Raw genomic sequence first — 16,835 nt, forward strand, 5'->3', positions numbered from 1 at the left:
GTCGGCGATGGGCAGGGTGCGGCGGGCGTGGTCGGTGATCACTGGTCGTCCTCCTCTCCGCGGATCACGATGTGTCGGTATGCCGGGTGCTCGAGCAGCTCGCGGTGCGTGCCGGTGAGCGTGGCGAGCCCGTCCTCGAGCACCACGACTTCGTCGGCCTGGCCGAGCAGGAGCGGGCTGACCGTGGTGACGACGGTGGTGCGACCGCGCCGGTGCTCGGCGAGCCGGCCGGCGATCCGCGCCTCGGTGTGGGCGTCCACGGCGCTGGTCGGCTCGACCAGCACGAGGACGGGGGCCTCGGTGAGCAGGGCGCGCGACAGCGCGAGGCGCTGGCGCTGGCCGCCCGAGTAGGACCGCCCGCGCTCCTCGACCGTGCCGTCGAGTCCGTCGGCGACCGCGTCGAGGACGTCGAGCGCGCTGGCCGTCGTGAGGGCTGCGAGCACCTCGCGGTCGGGGCTGTGCCCGTTGCCCTCAGCGCTGTGGGTTCGGTGGGTGTCGCCCCGGAGCTGGTCGCGCAGCACCCCGGTGAACAGCCGCGGGTCGGGCTCGCTGACCACGATGTGTCCACGGACGTCGGCGATCGACAGGTCGTCGAGCCGGACGCCACCCCAGGTCGTCTGGTGCGGACCCGGTCCGTGCCGACCCAGTCGGTCGGCCACGGCCGAGGACTCCTCCGGTCGCGCGGACACGATGGCCGTCAGCCGCCCGCCGCGGATGACGGTGCCCGACAACGGGTCCACGAGGTCGGCGTCGGCGGACGGCACGGCCACGGCGCTCGGCTTCGTGGCGTCGTGGTCGGGCTGGACCGCCATGACGCGCAGCATCTTGCCGGCCGCGATCTGGGCCCGGATGCCGCGGTCAACGACTTCGATGGCGGTCTGTAGCGGCATGGTGAGGAAGGCGGTGTAGCCGTAGAACGCGACGAGCTGCCCGGCGGTGAGGTCGCCGGCCACCGCCTCACGGGCGCCGAGCCACGTCACCAGGACGACGAAGATGCCGGGGATCAGCACCTCGGCCGAGTCGAGCGCGGCCTGGATGCCGGCCACCTGGAACCCGCGCTCGCGGACCCTGGCCGACTGCTGCTCGTAGCGGCGCAGGAAGGTCTGCTCCCCGCCGATGCCACGCAACACGCGGAGCCCGGCGACGGTGTCGGCGCCGAGGGTGGTCAGGTGGCCGGCCTCCTCGCGCTGCCTCGCCTGACGCCGTTGCAGCGGTCGCACGATGAGGCTCAGGCTGGCCAGCATGACCGGCCCCCCGAGCAGCACCAGCCACCCGAGCGGCGGCGACGCGGCGAGCAGGATCGCACCGACCACCGCATAGCTGACGACCGCGCCGGAGAACCGGCCCATCACGTCGTAGAGACCGCCGAGGCGCATCACGTCGTTGGCGAAGACGGCGACCACCTCACCCGAGGGCATGGCGCGGGTCAGGGCCGGCCCGGCGCGATCAGCGCCCTCCGCGGTGAGCTGCGCGCCCCGGTAGGAGGCGAACAGCCAGTTGTAGACGGCGAAGTAGTGTCGGATGGCCGCCGTGACGGCGCAGACTGCGCCCAGACCGATCAGCACGAGGGCCCAGCGGACGAGCCCACCCAGGTCGCCCGGGACGATGCCGTCGTCGACCCCCTTGCCGACGGCCGCCGGCACGAGCGCGATCGCCAGCATCCACGCCATCCCGGCCAGCATCCCCAGCACCTGGGTGCGCCACTGCTGTCGACCGACCCACAGCATGAACCGCGTGGTGCTGCGGGTGTCGGGTCGACCGGGGTCGGGGAACGGGATCGTCTGCATCAGGGTCACCACCGTATGCGGCGGTGGCGACATCCCGACACCGGTTTTCCGGCCGTGCGGTGAGCCTTCGGGGCGGCCGCTCGCACCCGGCATACCGTGATTGGGGGAAGGGGTGAGTGGCGATGGTGGTGCGCAACGAAGCTGTCTTCGTGCGCCGCAGGCGCGTCGCGCTGCTGGTCGTCGTGGCGTTCGTCGCCCTCAGCGTCCTGGGCATCAGCCGCCTGGTCGGGGTCCTCTCGGGCGGTGCGGCGGAGGCGGCGGCTCCCACCCCGACGGTGGCCCGGAAGCCGGTCGCGACGACGCCCACCAAGCCCACGATCCCGGTGCCGACGCCCAGCCCGGTGGAGCCACAGGGCCCTCCGGGTCCCTCGGCGAAGACGGCGCTGGTGCGCGTCCTGCGGCTGACCGGCGACCTGACCCCGAAGTCGGTGGTGGCGTCGAAGCAGGGCCTCGTCCTCGCCCAGAACATGATGTACCAGCACACGGTCTCGGTGTTCCGGGCCGACGGCGTGCTGCTCCGGACCATCGATGACTCGGTCAACCTGGCGTCGTTCGGCGTGAAGGGCCACGCCGGCACGTCCAAGGGATCGCCGGTAGAAGCGGCCTTCACCCCCGACGGCCGCTACGCGTGGGTGTCCAACTACTCGATGTACGGCAAGGGCTACGGGCCCGAGGGGCTCGACACCTGCACGAAGGGCGACGGCACCTCGCCCAGCACCGTCTACCGCGTCAACACCCGCACCTTCGCCATCGACAAGGTCGTCGCCGTCGGGGCGGTGCCGAAGTACGTCGCCGTCACGCCGAATGGCAGGACCGTGCTGGTGACCAACTGGTGCTCCTGGGACCTGTCCGTCGTAGACGCCACCACCGGCAAGGAGACCGCGCGAATCCCGTTGGGGGGCAAGTATCCCCGCGGCATCGCTGTCTCGCCCGACAGTCGCAACGCCTACATCGCGCTGATGGGTTCAGACCGGGTGGTCAGGGTGGACCTCGCAGCCCGGACGGTCCACCCCTACGCGCAGACCGGCGACGGCCCCCGCCACATCGTCGAGAGCCCGGACGGCAGATACCTCTACGTCACCAACAACGGTGACGGCACGGTGAGCAAGCTCGACCGCAAGACGGGCCGCGTCCTCGCGTGGGTCCGCACCGGCAAGGAGCCGCGGTCGATGGCGATCTCGCCCGACGGCGGCGCCATCTACTCGGTGAACTACGAGTCCTCGACGGTCACCAAGGTGCGCACCTCAGACCTCAAGGTGGTCGACGAGGTCAAGACCGACTACCACCCGATCGGCATCACGTACGAGCCGACGACGAAGCGGGTGTGGGTCGCCTGCTACGGCGGGAGCATCCTCGTCTTCGACGACTCGAGGCTTCCCGTAGCCTGACCCGGTGCTGCGAACCGCCCTGAAGCCTCGCTGGCTGGGCCTGTTCGCCCTCCTGCTCGTCATCATGGCCGCCTGCACCCAGCTCGGGCTCTGGCAGCTGCACGTCGCCCAGGACAAGGGTCTGGCCGATGCCCTGCGCAAGGCGCACGAGGCGCGACCCGCACTGCTCGACACGGTCATCCGGCCGCACCAGGCCTTCCCGAACGCCCAGTCCAACCGCGCGGTCACAGCGATAGGCACGTATGCCGCGTCGGACCAGTTCCTCGTCGGTCCGCGTCGCCTGGGGGGCCGCACCGGCTTCTGGGTCGTGACCCCGCTGGACGTGACCGAGAGCGGCGCGCGACTCGCCGTCGTCCGCGGCTTCATCACCGACCCGACCTCGCCGATCGACCCGCCCACCGGGGTCGTCTCGGTCGACGGCACGCTCGCACCGGGGGAGTCGCCTGCTCCTGCGCCGACCGGTCTGCCGGCCTGGCCACAGCAGGCCCGCGGATCGATCGACTTCTCGTTGCTGGTCAACGAGTGGCCGGGGGAGCTCTACAACGCGTTCGTGTTCGCGCAGGGGGAGAAGACCGGTGCAGGGGTCGGGATCCCGACGCCGGCGGGGGTCGAGCGGGTGCCCCCACCCGAGGTGACCGGCGGGCTGAAGTGGCGCAACGCGGCATACGCGCTGCAGTGGTGGATCTTCGGCGGCTTTGCCGCGTTCATGTGGTTCAGGATGGTGCGAGAGGATGCCCAGCGTGACTGACATCAAGGACCCCGTGTCCACGACCAAGGCCCTGCGCTTCTTCAAGGTGATGGCAATCCTGTCCGGCCTCGCACTCTTCGTGCTGATCGGGATCATCGTGGCCAACGGTGGCTTCGGGAAGGGCGGTGCGTCGGAGGTGTGGAGCCCCATCCACGGGTTGATCTACTTCGTCTACGTCCTCTCGATCGCCAACCTGGGTTTCAAGGTGGGCTGGAGCCTGCCCAAGATGGTGCTCATCATGCTGACCGGGTTCGTGCCGCTGCTGCCGTTCTGGGCTGAGCGGCGGTTCGCGCGTGAGACCGAGGCGCGGCTGGCTGCGGCACGCCGGTAACCTGTGCGCGTGAGCGACCCCGCAGCCGCCGACGTGGTGACCCAGGCCCAGGACGACGACAGGGTGGAGGCCCCCGACGCCGAGCGTTCGGACGAGCCGGCCACGCCCCTCCAGGCCCGGCCGGTGCTCGTCGTCGACTTCGGCGCCCAGTACGCACAGCTCATTGCGCGACGCGTGCGCGAGGCGAAGGTCTACAGCGAGGTCGTGCCGCACACGATGAGCACGGCCGACCTGCTGGCCAAGGACCCCGCGGCGATCGTGCTGTCGGGCGGTCCGTCCTCGGTCTACGCCGAGGGGGCGCCCGAGCTCGACCGGGCGCTGCTCGAGGCGGGCGTTCCGGTGTTCGGCATGTGTTATGGCTTCCAGGCGATGTCCCAAGCCCTCGGCGGAACGGTCGCGCACACCGGGCTGGGGGAGTACGGCGCGACGCCGGCCACCGTCTCCGACACCGAGTCGACGCTCTTCAACGGTCAGCCCGTCGACCAGTCGGTCTGGATGAGCCACGGCGACTCGGTCACCGAGGCACCGGCGGGCATGGCCGTCACAGCTGCCACGGCTGGTGCACCCGTCGCAGCCATCGAGGACGACGAGCGTCACCTCTACGGCGTGCAGTGGCACCCCGAGGTCATGCACTCGACGTTCGGACAGCGCGTGCTGGAGAACTTCCTCTACCGAGGAGCCGGGCTGGAGCCCGACTGGACCGCGGCCAACGTCGTCGACGAGCTGGTCGACGCGATCCGCGAGAAGGTCGGCGACTCACGGGTGCTCTGCGCGCTCTCGGGTGGCGTGGACTCGTCCGTCGCGGCCGCGCTCGTGCAGAAGGCGGTCGGCGACCAGCTGACGTGTGTCTTCGTCGACCACGGCCTGCTGCGCGCCGGAGAGGCCGAGCAGGTCGAGAAGGAGTTCGTCGCGGCCACCGGGGTGGACCTCGTGGTCGTCGACGCCCGCGAGCGGTTCCTCTCGGCGCTGGCCGGGGTGTCGGACCCCGAGGTGAAGCGCAAGATCATCGGCCGCGAATTCATCCGCGTCTTCGAGCAGGCGGCCCGCGACGTCGTGGGGTCGCGCGGGGACTCCGAGCACCCGGTCGAGTTCCTCGTGCAGGGGACGCTGTATCCGGACGTGGTGGAGTCGGGTGGCGGCACCGGGGCCGCCAACATCAAGTCGCACCACAACGTCGGTGGCCTCCCCGACGACCTGCAGTTCAAGCTCGTCGAGCCGCTGCGCTCGCTGTTCAAGGACGAGGTGCGCCAGGTCGGGCTCGAGCTCGGGGTGCCCGAGGCGATCGTGTGGCGCCAGCCGTTCCCCGGTCCCGGGCTCGGCATCCGCATCGTCGGGTCGGTCACTGCCGAACGGCTGGAGATCCTGCGGGCCGCAGACGCCATCGCGCGGCACGAGCTCTCGGCGGCGGGTCTCGACCGCGACATCTGGCAGTGCCCGGTGGTGCTGCTCGCGGACGTGCGGTCGGTGGGGGTGCAGGGTGACGGTCGCACGTACGGCCACCCGATCGTGCTGCGCCCGGTGTCCTCCGAGGACGCCATGACGGCGGACTGGACCCGCGTGCCGTATGACGTGCTCGCCAAGATCTCCACCCGCATCACCAACGAGGTGCGTGAGGTGAACCGCGTGGTGCTCGACGTGACCAGCAAGCCGCCGGGCACGATCGAGTGGGAGTAGGGCGTGCGGCCGGGTAGGGCACGCGGTCTCAGCACGGCCAGCGTCAACGACGCCGTGAGCCGGGCCGTGATGCGCTACGTGCTCATCGGGCCGCCCCTCAAGCTGCTCACGGGGCTGCACGTCGAGGGCCGGGAGAACGTGCCCCGCGAGGGCGGGCTCATCGTCGCGTCGAACCACCTGTCCTTCATCGACTCGATCGTCATCCCGCTCGCGTCGGGGCGGCAGGTGCACTTCCTCGGCAAGGCCGAGTACTTCCAGGGGAAGGGCATGCGGGGAGCCGCCGTGCGGTGGTTCCACTCGACGGCCGGCACCATCCCGGTGGACCGTTCGGACCCGCGGGCTGCGGCGGCGTCGCTGGAGATGTCGGAGGACGTGCTGCGCCAGGGAGAGGCGTTCGGCGTCTACCCCGAGGGCACTCGCTCGCCCGACGGGCGGCTGCACCGCGGCCGCACCGGCGTGGCCCGCATGGCGCTCTCCACCGGAGCGACGCTCCTGCCCTGTGCCGTGATCGGCACCGACCACGTGCAGCCCTCTGGTTCCAACGGTTTCCGGCCCGCGAAGGTCACCGTCAAGTTCGGTATGCCGATCGACGTGGCCGGTCTCTCGGCTCGCTTCCAGAAGGCGGCGCTGCTGCGGGCGATCACGGACGCCACGATGGACGCCATCGGTGAGCTGTCGGGACAGGAGCGGTCCGGGCAGTACGCCTCCGATGTGAAGGCGGCCATGTCGACGGGCCAACCCTCGTCCTGACTCCTCGCCCAGCGGAGCGCCGGGAGGCCGGCGCAACCTGGTGCGGCGCAATGCCTACCCGTTCAGTGCCCGACACAGCCCGTCCATGACGGACAGGTCACCGTTGGCATAGGCGTCGAAGTCCCTGCGACCGGTGCGCTCGAGGACCTCGCCGTCGGCGGTGTAGACGGACCTGCCCTGGTTGACCAGCACGGCGCCCACGCCCGGAGCCGTCGCAAGGAATGACTCGACGGAGTAGGTCGTCCTCGAGTCGAGGTCGCCCGGCACCGCCAAGAGGTCGGTGTCGGTGTCGTGCTGGTCGTACGGCACTGCTGCGCCGGTTACCGGGTCGAAGAGGGCGCTGTCGGAGAAGAGGTTGGAGCGCACTCGCTTCACCAGGTTGCCGTCCGTGTCGTACCAGCGCTCGGCCACGACCCGGCGCGTTGCACGGTCCATCACCTCAAAGGCGTCGGGCCCGCTGCCACAGATGATTCCGGACGGTTCCGGGTCGAGCACCTCGGTCGTGTCCGACACGCAGCGAGTTCCGGCTCCGATCGCCGAGCACGTGTAGCTGGCGGGCGGTTGTGGGTTCAGCGCCCCCGTCGTCGGCGGTGCCGCGACTGCGGCTGCCCCGGGCAGCGCCATCAGCCCCATGCCGCTGACGGCTACCGCGAGGGCTGCATGCTTCATCCGTTCGTTCATCGTCGTGCCCTTTCCGTTGTCGAGGCGTGAATCCGCTCCAACGCCAGTCAAATGCGCAGTCCGCTGTGACCGCGTCCGAGGAAACACGTACGGGGATGAAGTGGGACGCTTCTGCTGCCCGAGGCCGCCCTGCTGTCCATGGGGCACCGGTCAGCGCCGCGCGGACCTCCAGTGGGTGGGTGACTGTCCGTGTTCGCGCTTGAAGGCCCGGCTGAATGCCTCTTCGGACTGGTAGCCGACTCGGCGTGCGACCTCGTAGACGGTGAGATCGGTGGTCCCGAGCTGGGTTTCGGCCAGGTGCATGCGCCACTGGGTGAGGTATCGGATGGGGGACCGGCCCAGCACCTGGCGGAACCGGTCGTCGAGGACCGACCTCGACACCGCGGTGCGCAGCGCGAGCTCGCTGACGCTCCAGCGGTGCTCGGGGTTGGCGTGCATGAGCGCCAGCGCGGGTGCCAGCACGGGGTCGCGCAGGGCGACGAGCCACCCGCGGTTGCCCGACGGCTCCGCGGATAGATGGACCCGGAGAACTTCAATCAGGACGAGCTCGGGCAGCCGGGTGGTGAGCACCGATGGGCTCTCGTTCGAAGGTGTGGTCGCCTCGAGCGCGTAGGCGATGCTCGCGTGCACCCAGGTCGATGCTGCTCCCTCTGGCAGCCGGACGACGAATACCGGCGGCAGCGCCCTCATCGAGGGGTCGAACAACGGATGCTCGGAATGCAGGTATCCGCAGACGATGTCGGTCCGCTCGCCGCCGCCACCCTGGTGCACCACGGGCAGGTCCTGCCAGGGCGGGGGGTTTGGCAGGTCGAGCTGTCTGGGCCTGTCGACGGGCGTGCGTCCCCCGAGCACGTAGTGACCGCCGTAGGGCATCACGATCACGTCACCCCCGGACGCCCAGTGCCGGATGCCGTCCTCGACGGAGACCCAACAGACGCCGGACACGACGATGTGGAACAGGATCATGCGGTCGGCGCGGGGGGTGAGTGCTGCGGCGAAGGCGAGGGGCGCCGACTCGAAGGCGAACTCATCGGTGAACTCGCCCCGGAAGAAGATCGCCCCTTCGAGGCGCAGCTGCTCGAGCGTCGAGTTCACGACCAGAGCAGGCACGCGTCCACCCGCATCCTCCACCTCGCACCCCCTTCCGCAGGTTCGGGGTTTCTGCTATCCGACTCGGTCGTCCAGTCATGGGTCGCACCAGAGGTCAGAAGCAGACTCGGTTGGACCACTATTCCATCGAACAAAGGACTGTCATGACCGCATTTCCGCCCCTCAACCACGTCGCCCTCACCGTCCGCGACCTCAGCGTGAGCGCTCCGTGGTACGCGACCTTGTTCGGTGTCGACCCGGTCATCGACGAGGACACCGACCCGAACTTCCACCACACCGTCTGGGTGGTCGGCGCCCAGACGATGATCGGGCTGCACCAGCACGCGACCCCCGCTCCAGTCGAGGCCTTCAGTGAGTATCGAGTCGGCCTTGACCACGTCTCCTTTGCCCTGACGAGCCGCGAGGAGCTCGAGAAGTGGGCCGCGCGCCTCGACGAACTCGGCATCGGGCACGGCGACATCAAGGACGCCCACTACGGGTCCGGGCTCGCGTTCCGCGACCCGGACGGGATCGCCCTGGAGTTCTTTGCGCCTCCCGCGTGATCCCGACCGACGAATCCTTGGAGCCGGATGAAGCACCGGACGATGACCCTTCGCGACGGTCGGGTCACGGGCGCGATCGCGGTGCGCCAGCGCGACCCGCCCGGACCCGGCCGGCCCGGACCCGGCCGGCCGGGACCCCGGCCGGATGCGGCCACCACACGCGTATGTCGTAGTGCGAATGTGGCTTCCCCGGCCGCTACCCGGGTGAAACCCTTCCCGCACCGGGGACCTCCGGGAGAACGCCTTCAGGGCGCAACAACCAGCAACACCTCCCGTGGATCGGTGACCAGATCGGGACAGGCATAGGAGAGAGTGACATGGCGAGTCGAGAAGATGCCGCACTGCTCGTACAGCTGGCGCAATGGGGCGCGACCATGGGTCTCGAGGAGGCCCAACAAGCGTTGTGGGCGGACGGGTTCGACCCCGAGACAGCCTCCGTCGACGACGTGCTGGTGTCCCGGGTCCTCGTCTGGGGCGAGACCATCGGGACGCTGACCAAGAACGGGATCCTTGACACGGACCTCGTGCTGGACTGGCTCTGGGTGGCGGGAATGTGGTCCCGCGTGGGACCAGCGGCCATCAAGCTCCGCGAAAAGCACGGAGTGTCAGGGCTCTACGAAAACTTCGAGGCCCTGGCAAGCAAGCAAGGCACCTGACCAAAGACCTTCGGCTGGACGCGATCTCGGCCGGCGGACGCCATTGGCCTTACCTCCGTGCTCACGGTTGGAAGACCGCGCTCACGGTTGGAAGGCCGCGCGGAATGTGCCTCCGAGGTGCCCCATTCCACCGCGAGCCGCCGCCGGCCTATGCGGTGGTGGCTTGGATCAGAGCCCGGAGTTCTCGGTCGGGGCTGACGTGACGCCGATACAGAGGCCCACACGGGGTGGTGGACAGCTTCATGGACAGGCCGACCAGGTCTGGGTCGGGTCGGCCAGTTCGGTAGGCATCCCTTAGGTAGCTGAACTCATTCATCGACCCGAGCACGCTGCGGCTGTTGGTGCGAGCAAGACGGTACTCGGCCGTCCCGCTGCACTCGAGCGCGATGACGGCCTCGTCCGCCCCGTGTCGTCGAAGGACCTCCGCGAGCTGGGACGGGAAACGGTCGAGCAGCGTCGAGGAGGGCGCCAACGGCAGCATCACCGGAAGCAGCGTCGTCTCGCTCACCAGCAGCGCGACCTGACGAGGCCGCCACGGCAACTAGGTGGCGTACCAGTCGCCCAACATCGTGGCCTCGTCTGCCGGCGAGGGTGCAGGGGCGTTGAGACGGGCCAAGAGCCTTCTGAGTTGGCCGAACGATGACGACGAGGTACATCATCTCGTCCGCCATCTCCCACCTGCCACGTGCGTCTATCCGTCGCGTTTGTGCCCAATAGTCGTGTGGATGTGCTCCTTTCGTGGACGCACCCGGTCCCTGGCGTTGAACCACGCGATGCCCGGCCACGTGTCTCTATTGGCGCGGTCCGAGCCCGGGCCGTTGCTCCTGAACAGGAGGTTGTCCATGACACGCATCGTCCGTCGTCCGTCAGCACTGCTGGCGCTCGGCGCCAGCCTCGGCGCAGCCCTGGGGCTGTTGGCCGTCAGCGCCCCGGCTGGGGCCTCCGCCTTCGCGGCATACCAGCAGGTCAACCTCGTCTCGGATGTGCCCGGAATGGCCCAGGTGACCGACCCGAACCTGGTCAACGCTTGGGGCGCGTCCTATCTGGGCACCAGCCCCCTGTGGGTCTCGGACAACGCCAAGGACGTGACCACCTTGTACTCGGGAGGGGTCGATGGCAGCCAGCAAGCCATCGCGCCGTTGGTCGTGAGCATCCCCGGTGGTGCGCCCACCGGCCAGGTGTCCAACGCCACGACGTCCTTCGTGGTGCATGACGCGGCCGGTCACTCCGGACCGGCGCGGTTCCTGTTCGTCGGGGAGTCCGGCCACCTCAGCGGGTGGAATCCCGCGGTGGGTGGCACCGGGGCGCCTCCGTCGACCCACGCCGTCGACGCCGTCGTCACCCCTGGCGCGGTCGACAAGGGGATGGCCATGGGCATGACGCCAGACGGCCCACGGCTGTATGTCGCCGACTTCTCCGCGGGCGTCGTCGACGTCTACAACGGTGACTTCCAGCGCGTCATCACCAAGGGGAACTTCATGGATGCTCGGCTGCCCGACGGCTACGCGCCCTTCAATGTCATGGTGGCGGGCGACAAGGTGTACGTCGCGTACGCAAGGCAGGACAACGAGCGCCACGACGAGATCGCCGGTGCTGGGCGTGGCCGGGTCGACGTCTTCACCTTGGACGGTGTCCTGCAACGGCGTCTGCCCAACCACGGTGTGCTGAACGCGCCATGGGGCCTCACCATTGCCCCGGCTGGCTTCGGCAGGTACTCCGGGGACCTGCTGGTGGGCAACTTCGGTGATGGACGGATCCACGCCTTCAACCCCACGACGCTGGCCTTCGCCGGAACCTTGCGGGCCCTTGGCGGCGAGGCCGTCGCGATCGACGGGCTCTGGGCGCTCCTGCCGGGCAACGGCACCGAGGGATCAACCCACGACGTGCTGTTCACAGCCGGTCCGCAGGACGAGCAACACGGCCTGCTCGGCCTGCTGCGCGCAACTCCCTGACCCGAGGTGGGGTGCCACGGACTCGGGCCCAGCCGGGAACGAGTCCGCCGCACCGTGCGCGTTTCGCAGCAACGGGGTCGGTCTCGCGCCGCTGGCACCTGAGCTCTTCCCTGCATGGGAAGAGGTCAGGTGGGGCACCGAACGTCCATGCACGTCAACGAACGTCCACGGACTCCCGATGAGGACCGGCCGGCGCCAAACGCATGGCGCAGTTCTTCGACTCGCCTGCTCAACGTTGGTCGACAACGACCGGGTCATGCCGTGCGGTGGCGCACGTTTCGTACATGCGTTTGGCGACGACGAGCCCCGATGCGGCGGTCAGGGCGGCAATCGCCCAGATCGCCGGGCGGATACCGAAGGTGTCGGCCAGTACGCCGGTCAGCAGTGCGCCGACGGCAAATCCGAGGTCCCGCCAGAGTCGGTAGATGCCGACGGCGCGTGCTCTCCAGCTGGGCTGGGCGACATCGCCGATGCTGGCCAGCAGGGTGGGATAGACCATGGCAGTGCCGATGCCGAGCAGCACGGACGCAAGGGCCCACGGGACCGGCGAGTTGGCTGTTGCGATGGCCATCAGAGCAGCCGCTTGAAGCAGCATGCCCCCGGCGATGAAGCGCTTGCGGCCCCAACGGTCTGACAGCGCCCCCGTGACGAGCTGTCCCACGCCCCAGACAGCGGGATAGAGGGCGACGAGCAAGCCGGCCTGGGTGAGGCCGATTCCGGCTGAGAAGAAGAGGACGGGGAACAGGCCCCAGGCGAGGCCGTCGTTGAGGTTGTTGACCAAGCCGGCTTGGCTGGCCGAGGAGAGGGCGGGCTCGCGGAAGCTGGTCAGGGCGAACACCTGCCGGTTGGTGAGGTCGCTGGTGGTGGGGTCCTCGGCGGCCTCGTAGGCGGCATGTGAACGAGTCTCCCGGACCCAGAGCGTGGAAAGGCCCAGACCGAGCGCGGAGTAGGCGACGCCGAGCAGGAACGGCTCCGGCCGAAGTCCGTAGTGTGCCGCCATGTTGCCGGTGAGCAGTGCCGTCACGGCGACGGCGAGGTAGCCGGCCGACTCGTTCAGGCCCATGGCCAGGCCCCGATTTCGGGGACCGACCAGGTCGATCTTCATGATCACGGTGGTGGACCAGGTCAGCCCCTGGCTGATGCCCAGCAGAACGTTTGCGGCGACAACGATCCACCACTCGGGCGCCCAGATGAGCAGCAGGGGGACGGGGACGGCGAGCAACCAGCCGGCGACCAGGACTGGCTTGCGCCCAATACGTTCCGACCAGGCCCCAGCGAAGTAGTTGGTGCAAGCCTTGGCCAGGCCGAACGCGAGGATGTACGTCAGCGCCGCAGTGTAGGAGTCGAGCCCGAACTCTTGGGTCGCAAGGAGCGGCAGGACGGTGCGCTCCTGGCCGAGCGTTCCGCCGACCAGAGCGTTTACGGCAACAAGCAGGCCGAACTGGGCAGCGTTCGCTCGCACCCCGAAGACGGGAGACACCGACCCCTCTGTGCGTCTCACGGGCCGTTGACCAGGTCCTCGCCGCGGGCGGTGGCCCATTGCTGAGGGCTGCCGACGAATACGGCGACTTGGGTGAATCCGGCCCTGGACAGCAGAGATGCTGCTCCCATGGCACGTTCGCCGTGCCCGCACATGACCACGGTTGGCACATCGGCGAGGTGGCCGAGCACGGCGGGGAGGTCGCCGAGCTCGATGTTGAGGGCACCGGGGACGTGTCCCGCTCGGTACTCCGCCCCCTGACGGATGTCCAGGACCCGCACGGTGCCCGCGGCCTTCGCCTCGGCGCTTGCCTCGACCAGCGGCACTGAAGTGGTCGGCAGGCAGGCGGCGGACCAGGCCTCCTGGCCGCCGGCCAGCTCGCCGATGATGTTGTCGTAGCCGATCTTGGCCGCTTGCCAGAGCACCTCCTCGACCTCTTGGTCGGGTTCGCGGAGAACGACGAGTGGTTTGTCGTGTGGCGCGAGCCAGCCGAGCCAGCTCGCGAACGCGGGCCGTAGCGGGATCGAGAGGGCGCCCGAGGGATGTCCGGCTGCGAACGAGGGCAACGGGCGGACGTCGACGATCATGGCGCCGGCGGTCTGCGCCGCGACGGCCGCTTGTGGTGTGATCTGCTCGAGCCCGAGCCGACCGGGCAGCACCGCTGGTCCGCTCCGGTTGATCTCGCCCAACCGCAAGAAGTAGGGCGGGAACGAGCCGAGGCTGTCGAGTAGCCGGGCCACGAACGCGTCCTCGTCTGCGGCGGACAGCAGCGGGCTGTTGGCTCGTTCGGAGCCGATGGTGCTGGTGCGCGCGGCGCCCGCGGGTGCGGCGCAGAAGGAACCGGCGCCATGAGTTGGCCACACCTCGACGTCGTCGGGCAGTTCCAGGAGTCGCTGTACCGATCGGTACTGGGCCCGGGCGAGCTCGATCGTGCGGTCGGGGTCGACAAGATCGGTTCGAGCAACTGCCCCGACCAGCAGTGAGCCCCCGGTGAAGACCCCGACGGGTTGGTCGCCGTCCAGCAGAAGGTAGGACAGGTGCTCGTCGGTGTGGCCCGGCGTTCCGAGGGCGCGCAGCCGAAGTCCCCCGAGGTCGAAGTCGTCACCGCTACTCATTCCGTGGTGGTCGTACCCCCGGTTCCCCGCGGCCGAGGCCAGCACCGTCGCGCCCGTAGTCGCAGCGAGCTGGCGAGAACCGGAAAGGAAGTCCGCGTGGAGGTGGGTGTCCGCGGCGATGGTGATGCGAAGACCCCGGGCGTCGGCGGCCGCCTGCAGCGTACGCAGGTCACGACTGGGGTCGACGGCCAGGGCGCGGCCGTCGCCGAGGTCGACCAGGTATGCCGAGTTACCCAGCCCAGTGTCCGCGATCGGAAGCGCGAAGGTTTGCGTCATGTGCTGTCCGGCTCCATCAGCATGTCACCACTCAGCTCGGCTTGGCATAGGCCTTGATTCCGGTGTCGAGCAGGACACAGGGCTCGTCGCCGTCGGTCCACGCGTCGTGCCCGGGGTCAAGGTCCACGACGTCGCCGGGGCCGATGGAGACCTCGCTGCCGTCGTCGAACCGGACGGTCATCTTTCCCGACAGGCAGATTCCGGTGTGGTGGGTCTGGCAGGAGTCGGTGCCCGCGATGGGCTTGACGTCGTCGGACCAGCGCCAGCCTGGTTCGAACACGCCGCGTCCGAGCGTGAAGTCGCCGAGGGTGACCACGTCCAGGTGGCCGTGAGCCTTGAAGGGCCGCTGCTCGTGCGGGGTGTCGATGTTCTGCTTGTCGGACATGGGTTCCTCGGGTGGTGTGGGTTAATCGGTGGTCAGGGTGGCGAGGATGGAGTGCTCTTGACGCCGTACCTGGCGCTGGCACTGCGGGCCTGGTCGGAGATGAACGTGTACGCGTTCTCGCGGTGGCGGGTGATGGTGAAGCCGGCCGACTCGATGGCCTCTAGGTACCGGTCCTGCTGGGCCGCGCCGCCGATGCAGGATGCCCACAGGTCCGCGTTGCAGACGATGGAATCCTTGAGCTGTCGCTCGCTGATGATGTCGGCGATCGCGAGCCGGCTCGAAGTGGAAGCGGTCGCGGGGCTGCTGCGCCACGTGCCGGTGCATGTCCTTGACCTTGGCCTCGAGCACCTTCGTGTCCACGGTGGTGATCATCGTCTCCGCAACCTCCCCGGATATTCAACGGTTATCTTGAATAGAACTCCGCTAGAGTGGCGATTGTCAAGAGGCTCCTTGAATATGCTGGTGTGCGGAAAGGGACACGATGCCGGACCCTGGTGCAAAGGCCGCTCTTTACGACGCCCTGGCGGAGTCAGCCAAGGCGCTGGCCAACGGGCGGCGCGCGGAACTGGTCGACGTCCTGTCTCAGGGCGAACGGTCCGTCGAGGAGCTCGCCGAAGAGATCGACCAGAGTGTGGCGAACACCTCCCAGCACCTCCAGCGACTGTTGCGCTCGGGACTGGTCCGGTCACGCCGTGAAGGCACGCGGATCTACTACTCGCTGTCGACCGAGCTGGTCGGTGAGCTATGGCGCACCATGCGACGATCCGCCGAGGAGCACGTCGCGGGCCTTGAGCAGCTGGCCGCGGACTATCTCGGCGATCGGACCAAACTCCGCACGATCAGCCGTGACGACCTGCGCGCACGGCTGCGCGACGGCGACATCGTCGTGATCGACGTGCGCCCCGAGCCCGAGTATGCGGGCGGCCATATCCGTGGTGCTATCTCCATCCCGATCCACGATCTGCGGGCACGCCTCGGGGAGATCCCCGACGGCGCCGAAGTTGTCGCTTACTGCCGTGGTCCCTACTGCGTGTATGCGGACGAGGCAGTCCGGCTGCTCAGCAAGCAGGGCGTGACCGCCGCGCGACTCGAAGACGGCTTTCCCGAGTGGAAGGCGGCCCGCCTGCCGGTCACCCGCCCCTAGGAACCACCATTCACCGACCAAGCCGCCTCGACCGCCCCGCGACAGGGCAACTCGGTGTAACCCGTAGCCCATATCGCGATAGCCGCATTGGCGGATCCCCGCCCTGACCCTCGATCGCGCTCATCCTCGACAAGGCGGCAAGTCGCGGTACTTGCATCGGTCGTGTTAGCCGGTGCCGTCGAACCGGGCCAACTGCTACATGGGCCCGGTTAGAGTCGGTCAGATGCGCTTCTCGGGCTGGAATCCCGAGCACAGGAGGTCGATCGACGCGATGCGCTCGCCAGCCTGCAGGTAGGCCTGCTGCTCGATGACGTGCCAAGCATCGTCGCCCCAAGGCGTTGGATGCATGCGGAGCCGCCACGTCACGTGCGGCCTGCCACCGACATCGCTGACAGCACCGTCGAGCACCTCGAACTCGTGGGCACCTCCGAACCAGATGCGAAGGTTCTCGACGATCTGGGCGGCTCCGCGAAACTCGGTGGGTCCGCTGGGAAGCATCGCTCGCATGTTTGCGTCGGCCTCGAAGCAGTCAGGCAGGTGGTCGAAGTCGCGTGCGGCCAGAGCCTCCAGAAGCTGGCCGCCTGGCGACCTCAGATCCACCGGGTTCGGCATGACGCGAGTTGCCGTGGTCTCAGTCATGATCAGCACCTCCGACATTTTCAAGTGATCACTTGAATATGATCCGTGAATGTGATCTTGTCAAGGGAACCCTTGAATAGTTCGGCCCTCATCGGTGTTTCACGCAGGAAGGGCCCCGTCTTCCGCCGCCTGCCAAGCGCACCCCGTTCGCCGATGGAGGCTTCGACTGAGCTGGGG

Annotated in this window: 17 protein-coding genes; 9 read left to right on the forward strand and 8 right to left on the reverse strand. The window is 68.8% G+C overall.

Annotated features, from left to right (window positions below; translation table 11 throughout):
• Window positions 1-38 precede the first annotated feature (38 nt).
• The gene (locus tag AC1DX8_RS18370) at window positions 39-1,787 is read right to left on the reverse strand and encodes an ABC transporter ATP-binding protein (RefSeq protein ID WP_477631396.1); all 1,749 of its coding nucleotides are present in this window, start codon (window positions 1,785-1,787) and stop codon (window positions 39-41) included.
• Window positions 1,788-1,915: 128 nt separating this feature from the next.
• On the opposite strand from AC1DX8_RS18370, the gene AC1DX8_RS18375 reads away from it, so the two are divergent.
• The 5 genes from AC1DX8_RS18375 (at window position 1,916) to AC1DX8_RS18395 (ending at window position 6,678) form a co-directional block, all read left to right on the forward strand.
• Window positions 1,916-3,175: a YncE family protein gene (locus AC1DX8_RS18375; RefSeq protein ID WP_477631397.1), complete on the forward strand. Its 1,260-nt coding sequence runs from the start codon at window positions 1,916-1,918 to the stop codon at window positions 3,173-3,175.
• 4 nt (window positions 3,176-3,179) lie between these two features.
• Window positions 3,180-3,923, forward strand: coding sequence for an SURF1 family protein (locus AC1DX8_RS18380; RefSeq protein ID WP_477631398.1), 744 nt, complete (start codon window positions 3,180-3,182; stop codon window positions 3,921-3,923).
• Window positions 3,916-4,254 carry a DUF3817 domain-containing protein gene (locus AC1DX8_RS18385; protein ID WP_477631399.1) on the forward strand — a complete coding sequence of 113 codons (339 nt, stop codon included), beginning with the start codon at window positions 3,916-3,918 and terminating at the stop codon, window positions 4,252-4,254. The genes AC1DX8_RS18380 and AC1DX8_RS18385 overlap by 8 nt, the downstream gene beginning before the upstream one ends.
• Window positions 4,255-4,317: 63 nt before the next feature.
• Window positions 4,318-5,928: a glutamine-hydrolyzing GMP synthase gene (gene guaA, locus AC1DX8_RS18390; RefSeq protein WP_477631428.1), complete on the forward strand. Its 1,611-nt coding sequence runs from the start codon at window positions 4,318-4,320 to the stop codon at window positions 5,926-5,928.
• Window positions 5,929-5,982: 54 nt separating this feature from the next.
• Entirely contained in the window at window positions 5,983-6,678 is a 696-nt protein-coding gene (locus AC1DX8_RS18395) for a lysophospholipid acyltransferase family protein (protein ID WP_477631400.1), read from the forward strand.
• Window positions 6,679-6,732: 54 nt separating this feature from the next.
• Here AC1DX8_RS18395 and AC1DX8_RS18400 read toward each other — a convergent pair whose 3' ends face one another.
• Both AC1DX8_RS18400 and AC1DX8_RS18405 read right to left on the reverse strand, forming a co-directional pair.
• Window positions 6,733-7,359, reverse strand: a complete 627-nt coding sequence (locus AC1DX8_RS18400; protein ID WP_477631401.1) for a hypothetical protein — start codon at window positions 7,357-7,359, stop codon at window positions 6,733-6,735.
• A gap of 150 nt (window positions 7,360-7,509) precedes the next feature.
• Window positions 7,510-8,469, reverse strand: coding sequence for a cupin domain-containing protein (locus AC1DX8_RS18405; RefSeq protein ID WP_477631402.1), 960 nt, complete (start codon window positions 8,467-8,469; stop codon window positions 7,510-7,512).
• Window positions 8,470-8,612: 143 nt separating this feature from the next.
• Here AC1DX8_RS18405 and AC1DX8_RS18410 point away from each other — a divergent pair, with 143 nt between their 5' ends.
• On the forward strand, window positions 8,613-9,011 hold the full coding sequence (locus AC1DX8_RS18410; RefSeq protein WP_477631403.1) for a VOC family protein: 399 nt from the start codon (window positions 8,613-8,615) through the stop codon (window positions 9,009-9,011).
• A gap of 317 nt (window positions 9,012-9,328) precedes the next feature.
• Complete coding sequence (locus AC1DX8_RS18415; RefSeq protein ID WP_477631404.1) at window positions 9,329-9,667, forward strand: DUF4760 domain-containing protein; 339 nt, start codon at window positions 9,329-9,331, stop codon at window positions 9,665-9,667.
• A gap of 148 nt (window positions 9,668-9,815) precedes the next feature.
• On the opposite strand, the gene AC1DX8_RS18420 is transcribed toward AC1DX8_RS18415, so the two are convergent.
• Window positions 9,816-10,208, reverse strand: coding sequence for a DUF6933 domain-containing protein (locus AC1DX8_RS18420; protein ID WP_477631405.1), 393 nt, complete (start codon window positions 10,206-10,208; stop codon window positions 9,816-9,818).
• 301 nt (window positions 10,209-10,509) lie between these two features.
• Here AC1DX8_RS18420 and AC1DX8_RS18425 point away from each other — a divergent pair, with 301 nt between their 5' ends.
• On the forward strand, window positions 10,510-11,619 hold the full coding sequence (locus AC1DX8_RS18425; protein ID WP_477631406.1) for a TIGR03118 family protein: 1,110 nt from the start codon (window positions 10,510-10,512) through the stop codon (window positions 11,617-11,619).
• 229 nt (window positions 11,620-11,848) lie between these two features.
• Here AC1DX8_RS18425 and AC1DX8_RS18430 read toward each other — a convergent pair whose 3' ends face one another.
• From AC1DX8_RS18430 to AC1DX8_RS18440, 3 genes are read right to left on the reverse strand one after another with little or no spacing between them, the layout of a single operon-like run.
• Complete coding sequence (locus AC1DX8_RS18430) at window positions 11,849-13,159, reverse strand: MFS transporter (protein WP_477631407.1); 1,311 nt, start codon at window positions 13,157-13,159, stop codon at window positions 11,849-11,851.
• On the reverse strand, window positions 13,117-14,490 hold the full coding sequence (locus tag AC1DX8_RS18435; RefSeq protein ID WP_477631408.1) for an MBL fold metallo-hydrolase: 1,374 nt from the start codon (window positions 14,488-14,490) through the stop codon (window positions 13,117-13,119). The genes AC1DX8_RS18430 and AC1DX8_RS18435 overlap by 43 nt, the downstream gene beginning before the upstream one ends.
• A gap of 31 nt (window positions 14,491-14,521) precedes the next feature.
• Window positions 14,522-14,875 (reverse strand): cupin domain-containing protein, encoded by a 354-nt coding sequence (locus tag AC1DX8_RS18440; RefSeq protein WP_477631409.1) that lies wholly within the window; start codon window positions 14,873-14,875, stop codon window positions 14,522-14,524.
• 481 nt (window positions 14,876-15,356) lie between these two features.
• On the opposite strand from AC1DX8_RS18440, the gene AC1DX8_RS18445 reads away from it, so the two are divergent.
• Window positions 15,357-16,019: an ArsR/SmtB family transcription factor gene (locus AC1DX8_RS18445; protein ID WP_477631410.1), complete on the forward strand. Its 663-nt coding sequence runs from the start codon at window positions 15,357-15,359 to the stop codon at window positions 16,017-16,019.
• A 219-nt stretch (window positions 16,020-16,238) separates the two neighbouring features.
• Here the strand turns inward: AC1DX8_RS18445 and AC1DX8_RS18450 are convergent, their stop codons facing one another.
• Window positions 16,239-16,658 (reverse strand): Cif family virulence factor, encoded by a 420-nt coding sequence (locus tag AC1DX8_RS18450; protein WP_477631411.1) that lies wholly within the window; start codon window positions 16,656-16,658, stop codon window positions 16,239-16,241.
• Window positions 16,659-16,835: the final 177 nt, after the last annotated feature.

It is taken from the genome of Pedococcus sp. P2_A3 (assembly GCF_056405035.1).

Bases quoted from the DNA above. Each gene is read 5' to 3' on its own strand.
- AC1DX8_RS18370 (WP_477631396.1), bottom strand. From the start codon at position 1,787: ATGCAGACGATCCCGTTCCCCGACCCCGGTCGACCCGACACCCGCAGC.
- AC1DX8_RS18400 (WP_477631401.1), bottom strand. From the start codon at position 7,359: ATGAACGAACGGATGAAGCATGCAGCCCTCGCGGTAGCCGTCAGCGGC.
- AC1DX8_RS18410 (WP_477631403.1), top strand. From the start codon at position 8,613: ATGACCGCATTTCCGCCCCTCAACCACGTCGCCCTCACCGTCCGCGAC.
- AC1DX8_RS18415 (WP_477631404.1), top strand. From the start codon at position 9,329: ATGGCGAGTCGAGAAGATGCCGCACTGCTCGTACAGCTGGCGCAATGG.
- AC1DX8_RS18425 (WP_477631406.1), top strand. From the start codon at position 10,510: ATGACACGCATCGTCCGTCGTCCGTCAGCACTGCTGGCGCTCGGCGCC.
- AC1DX8_RS18430 (WP_477631407.1), bottom strand. From the start codon at position 13,159: ATGGGCCACCGCCCGCGGCGAGGACCTGGTCAACGGCCCGTGAGACGC.
- AC1DX8_RS18435 (WP_477631408.1), bottom strand. From the start codon at position 14,490: ATGACGCAAACCTTCGCGCTTCCGATCGCGGACACTGGGCTGGGTAAC.
- AC1DX8_RS18440 (WP_477631409.1), bottom strand. From the start codon at position 14,875: ATGTCCGACAAGCAGAACATCGACACCCCGCACGAGCAGCGGCCCTTC.
- AC1DX8_RS18445 (WP_477631410.1), top strand. From the start codon at position 15,357: ATGCCGGACCCTGGTGCAAAGGCCGCTCTTTACGACGCCCTGGCGGAG.
- AC1DX8_RS18450 (WP_477631411.1), bottom strand. From the start codon at position 16,658: ATGACTGAGACCACGGCAACTCGCGTCATGCCGAACCCGGTGGATCTG.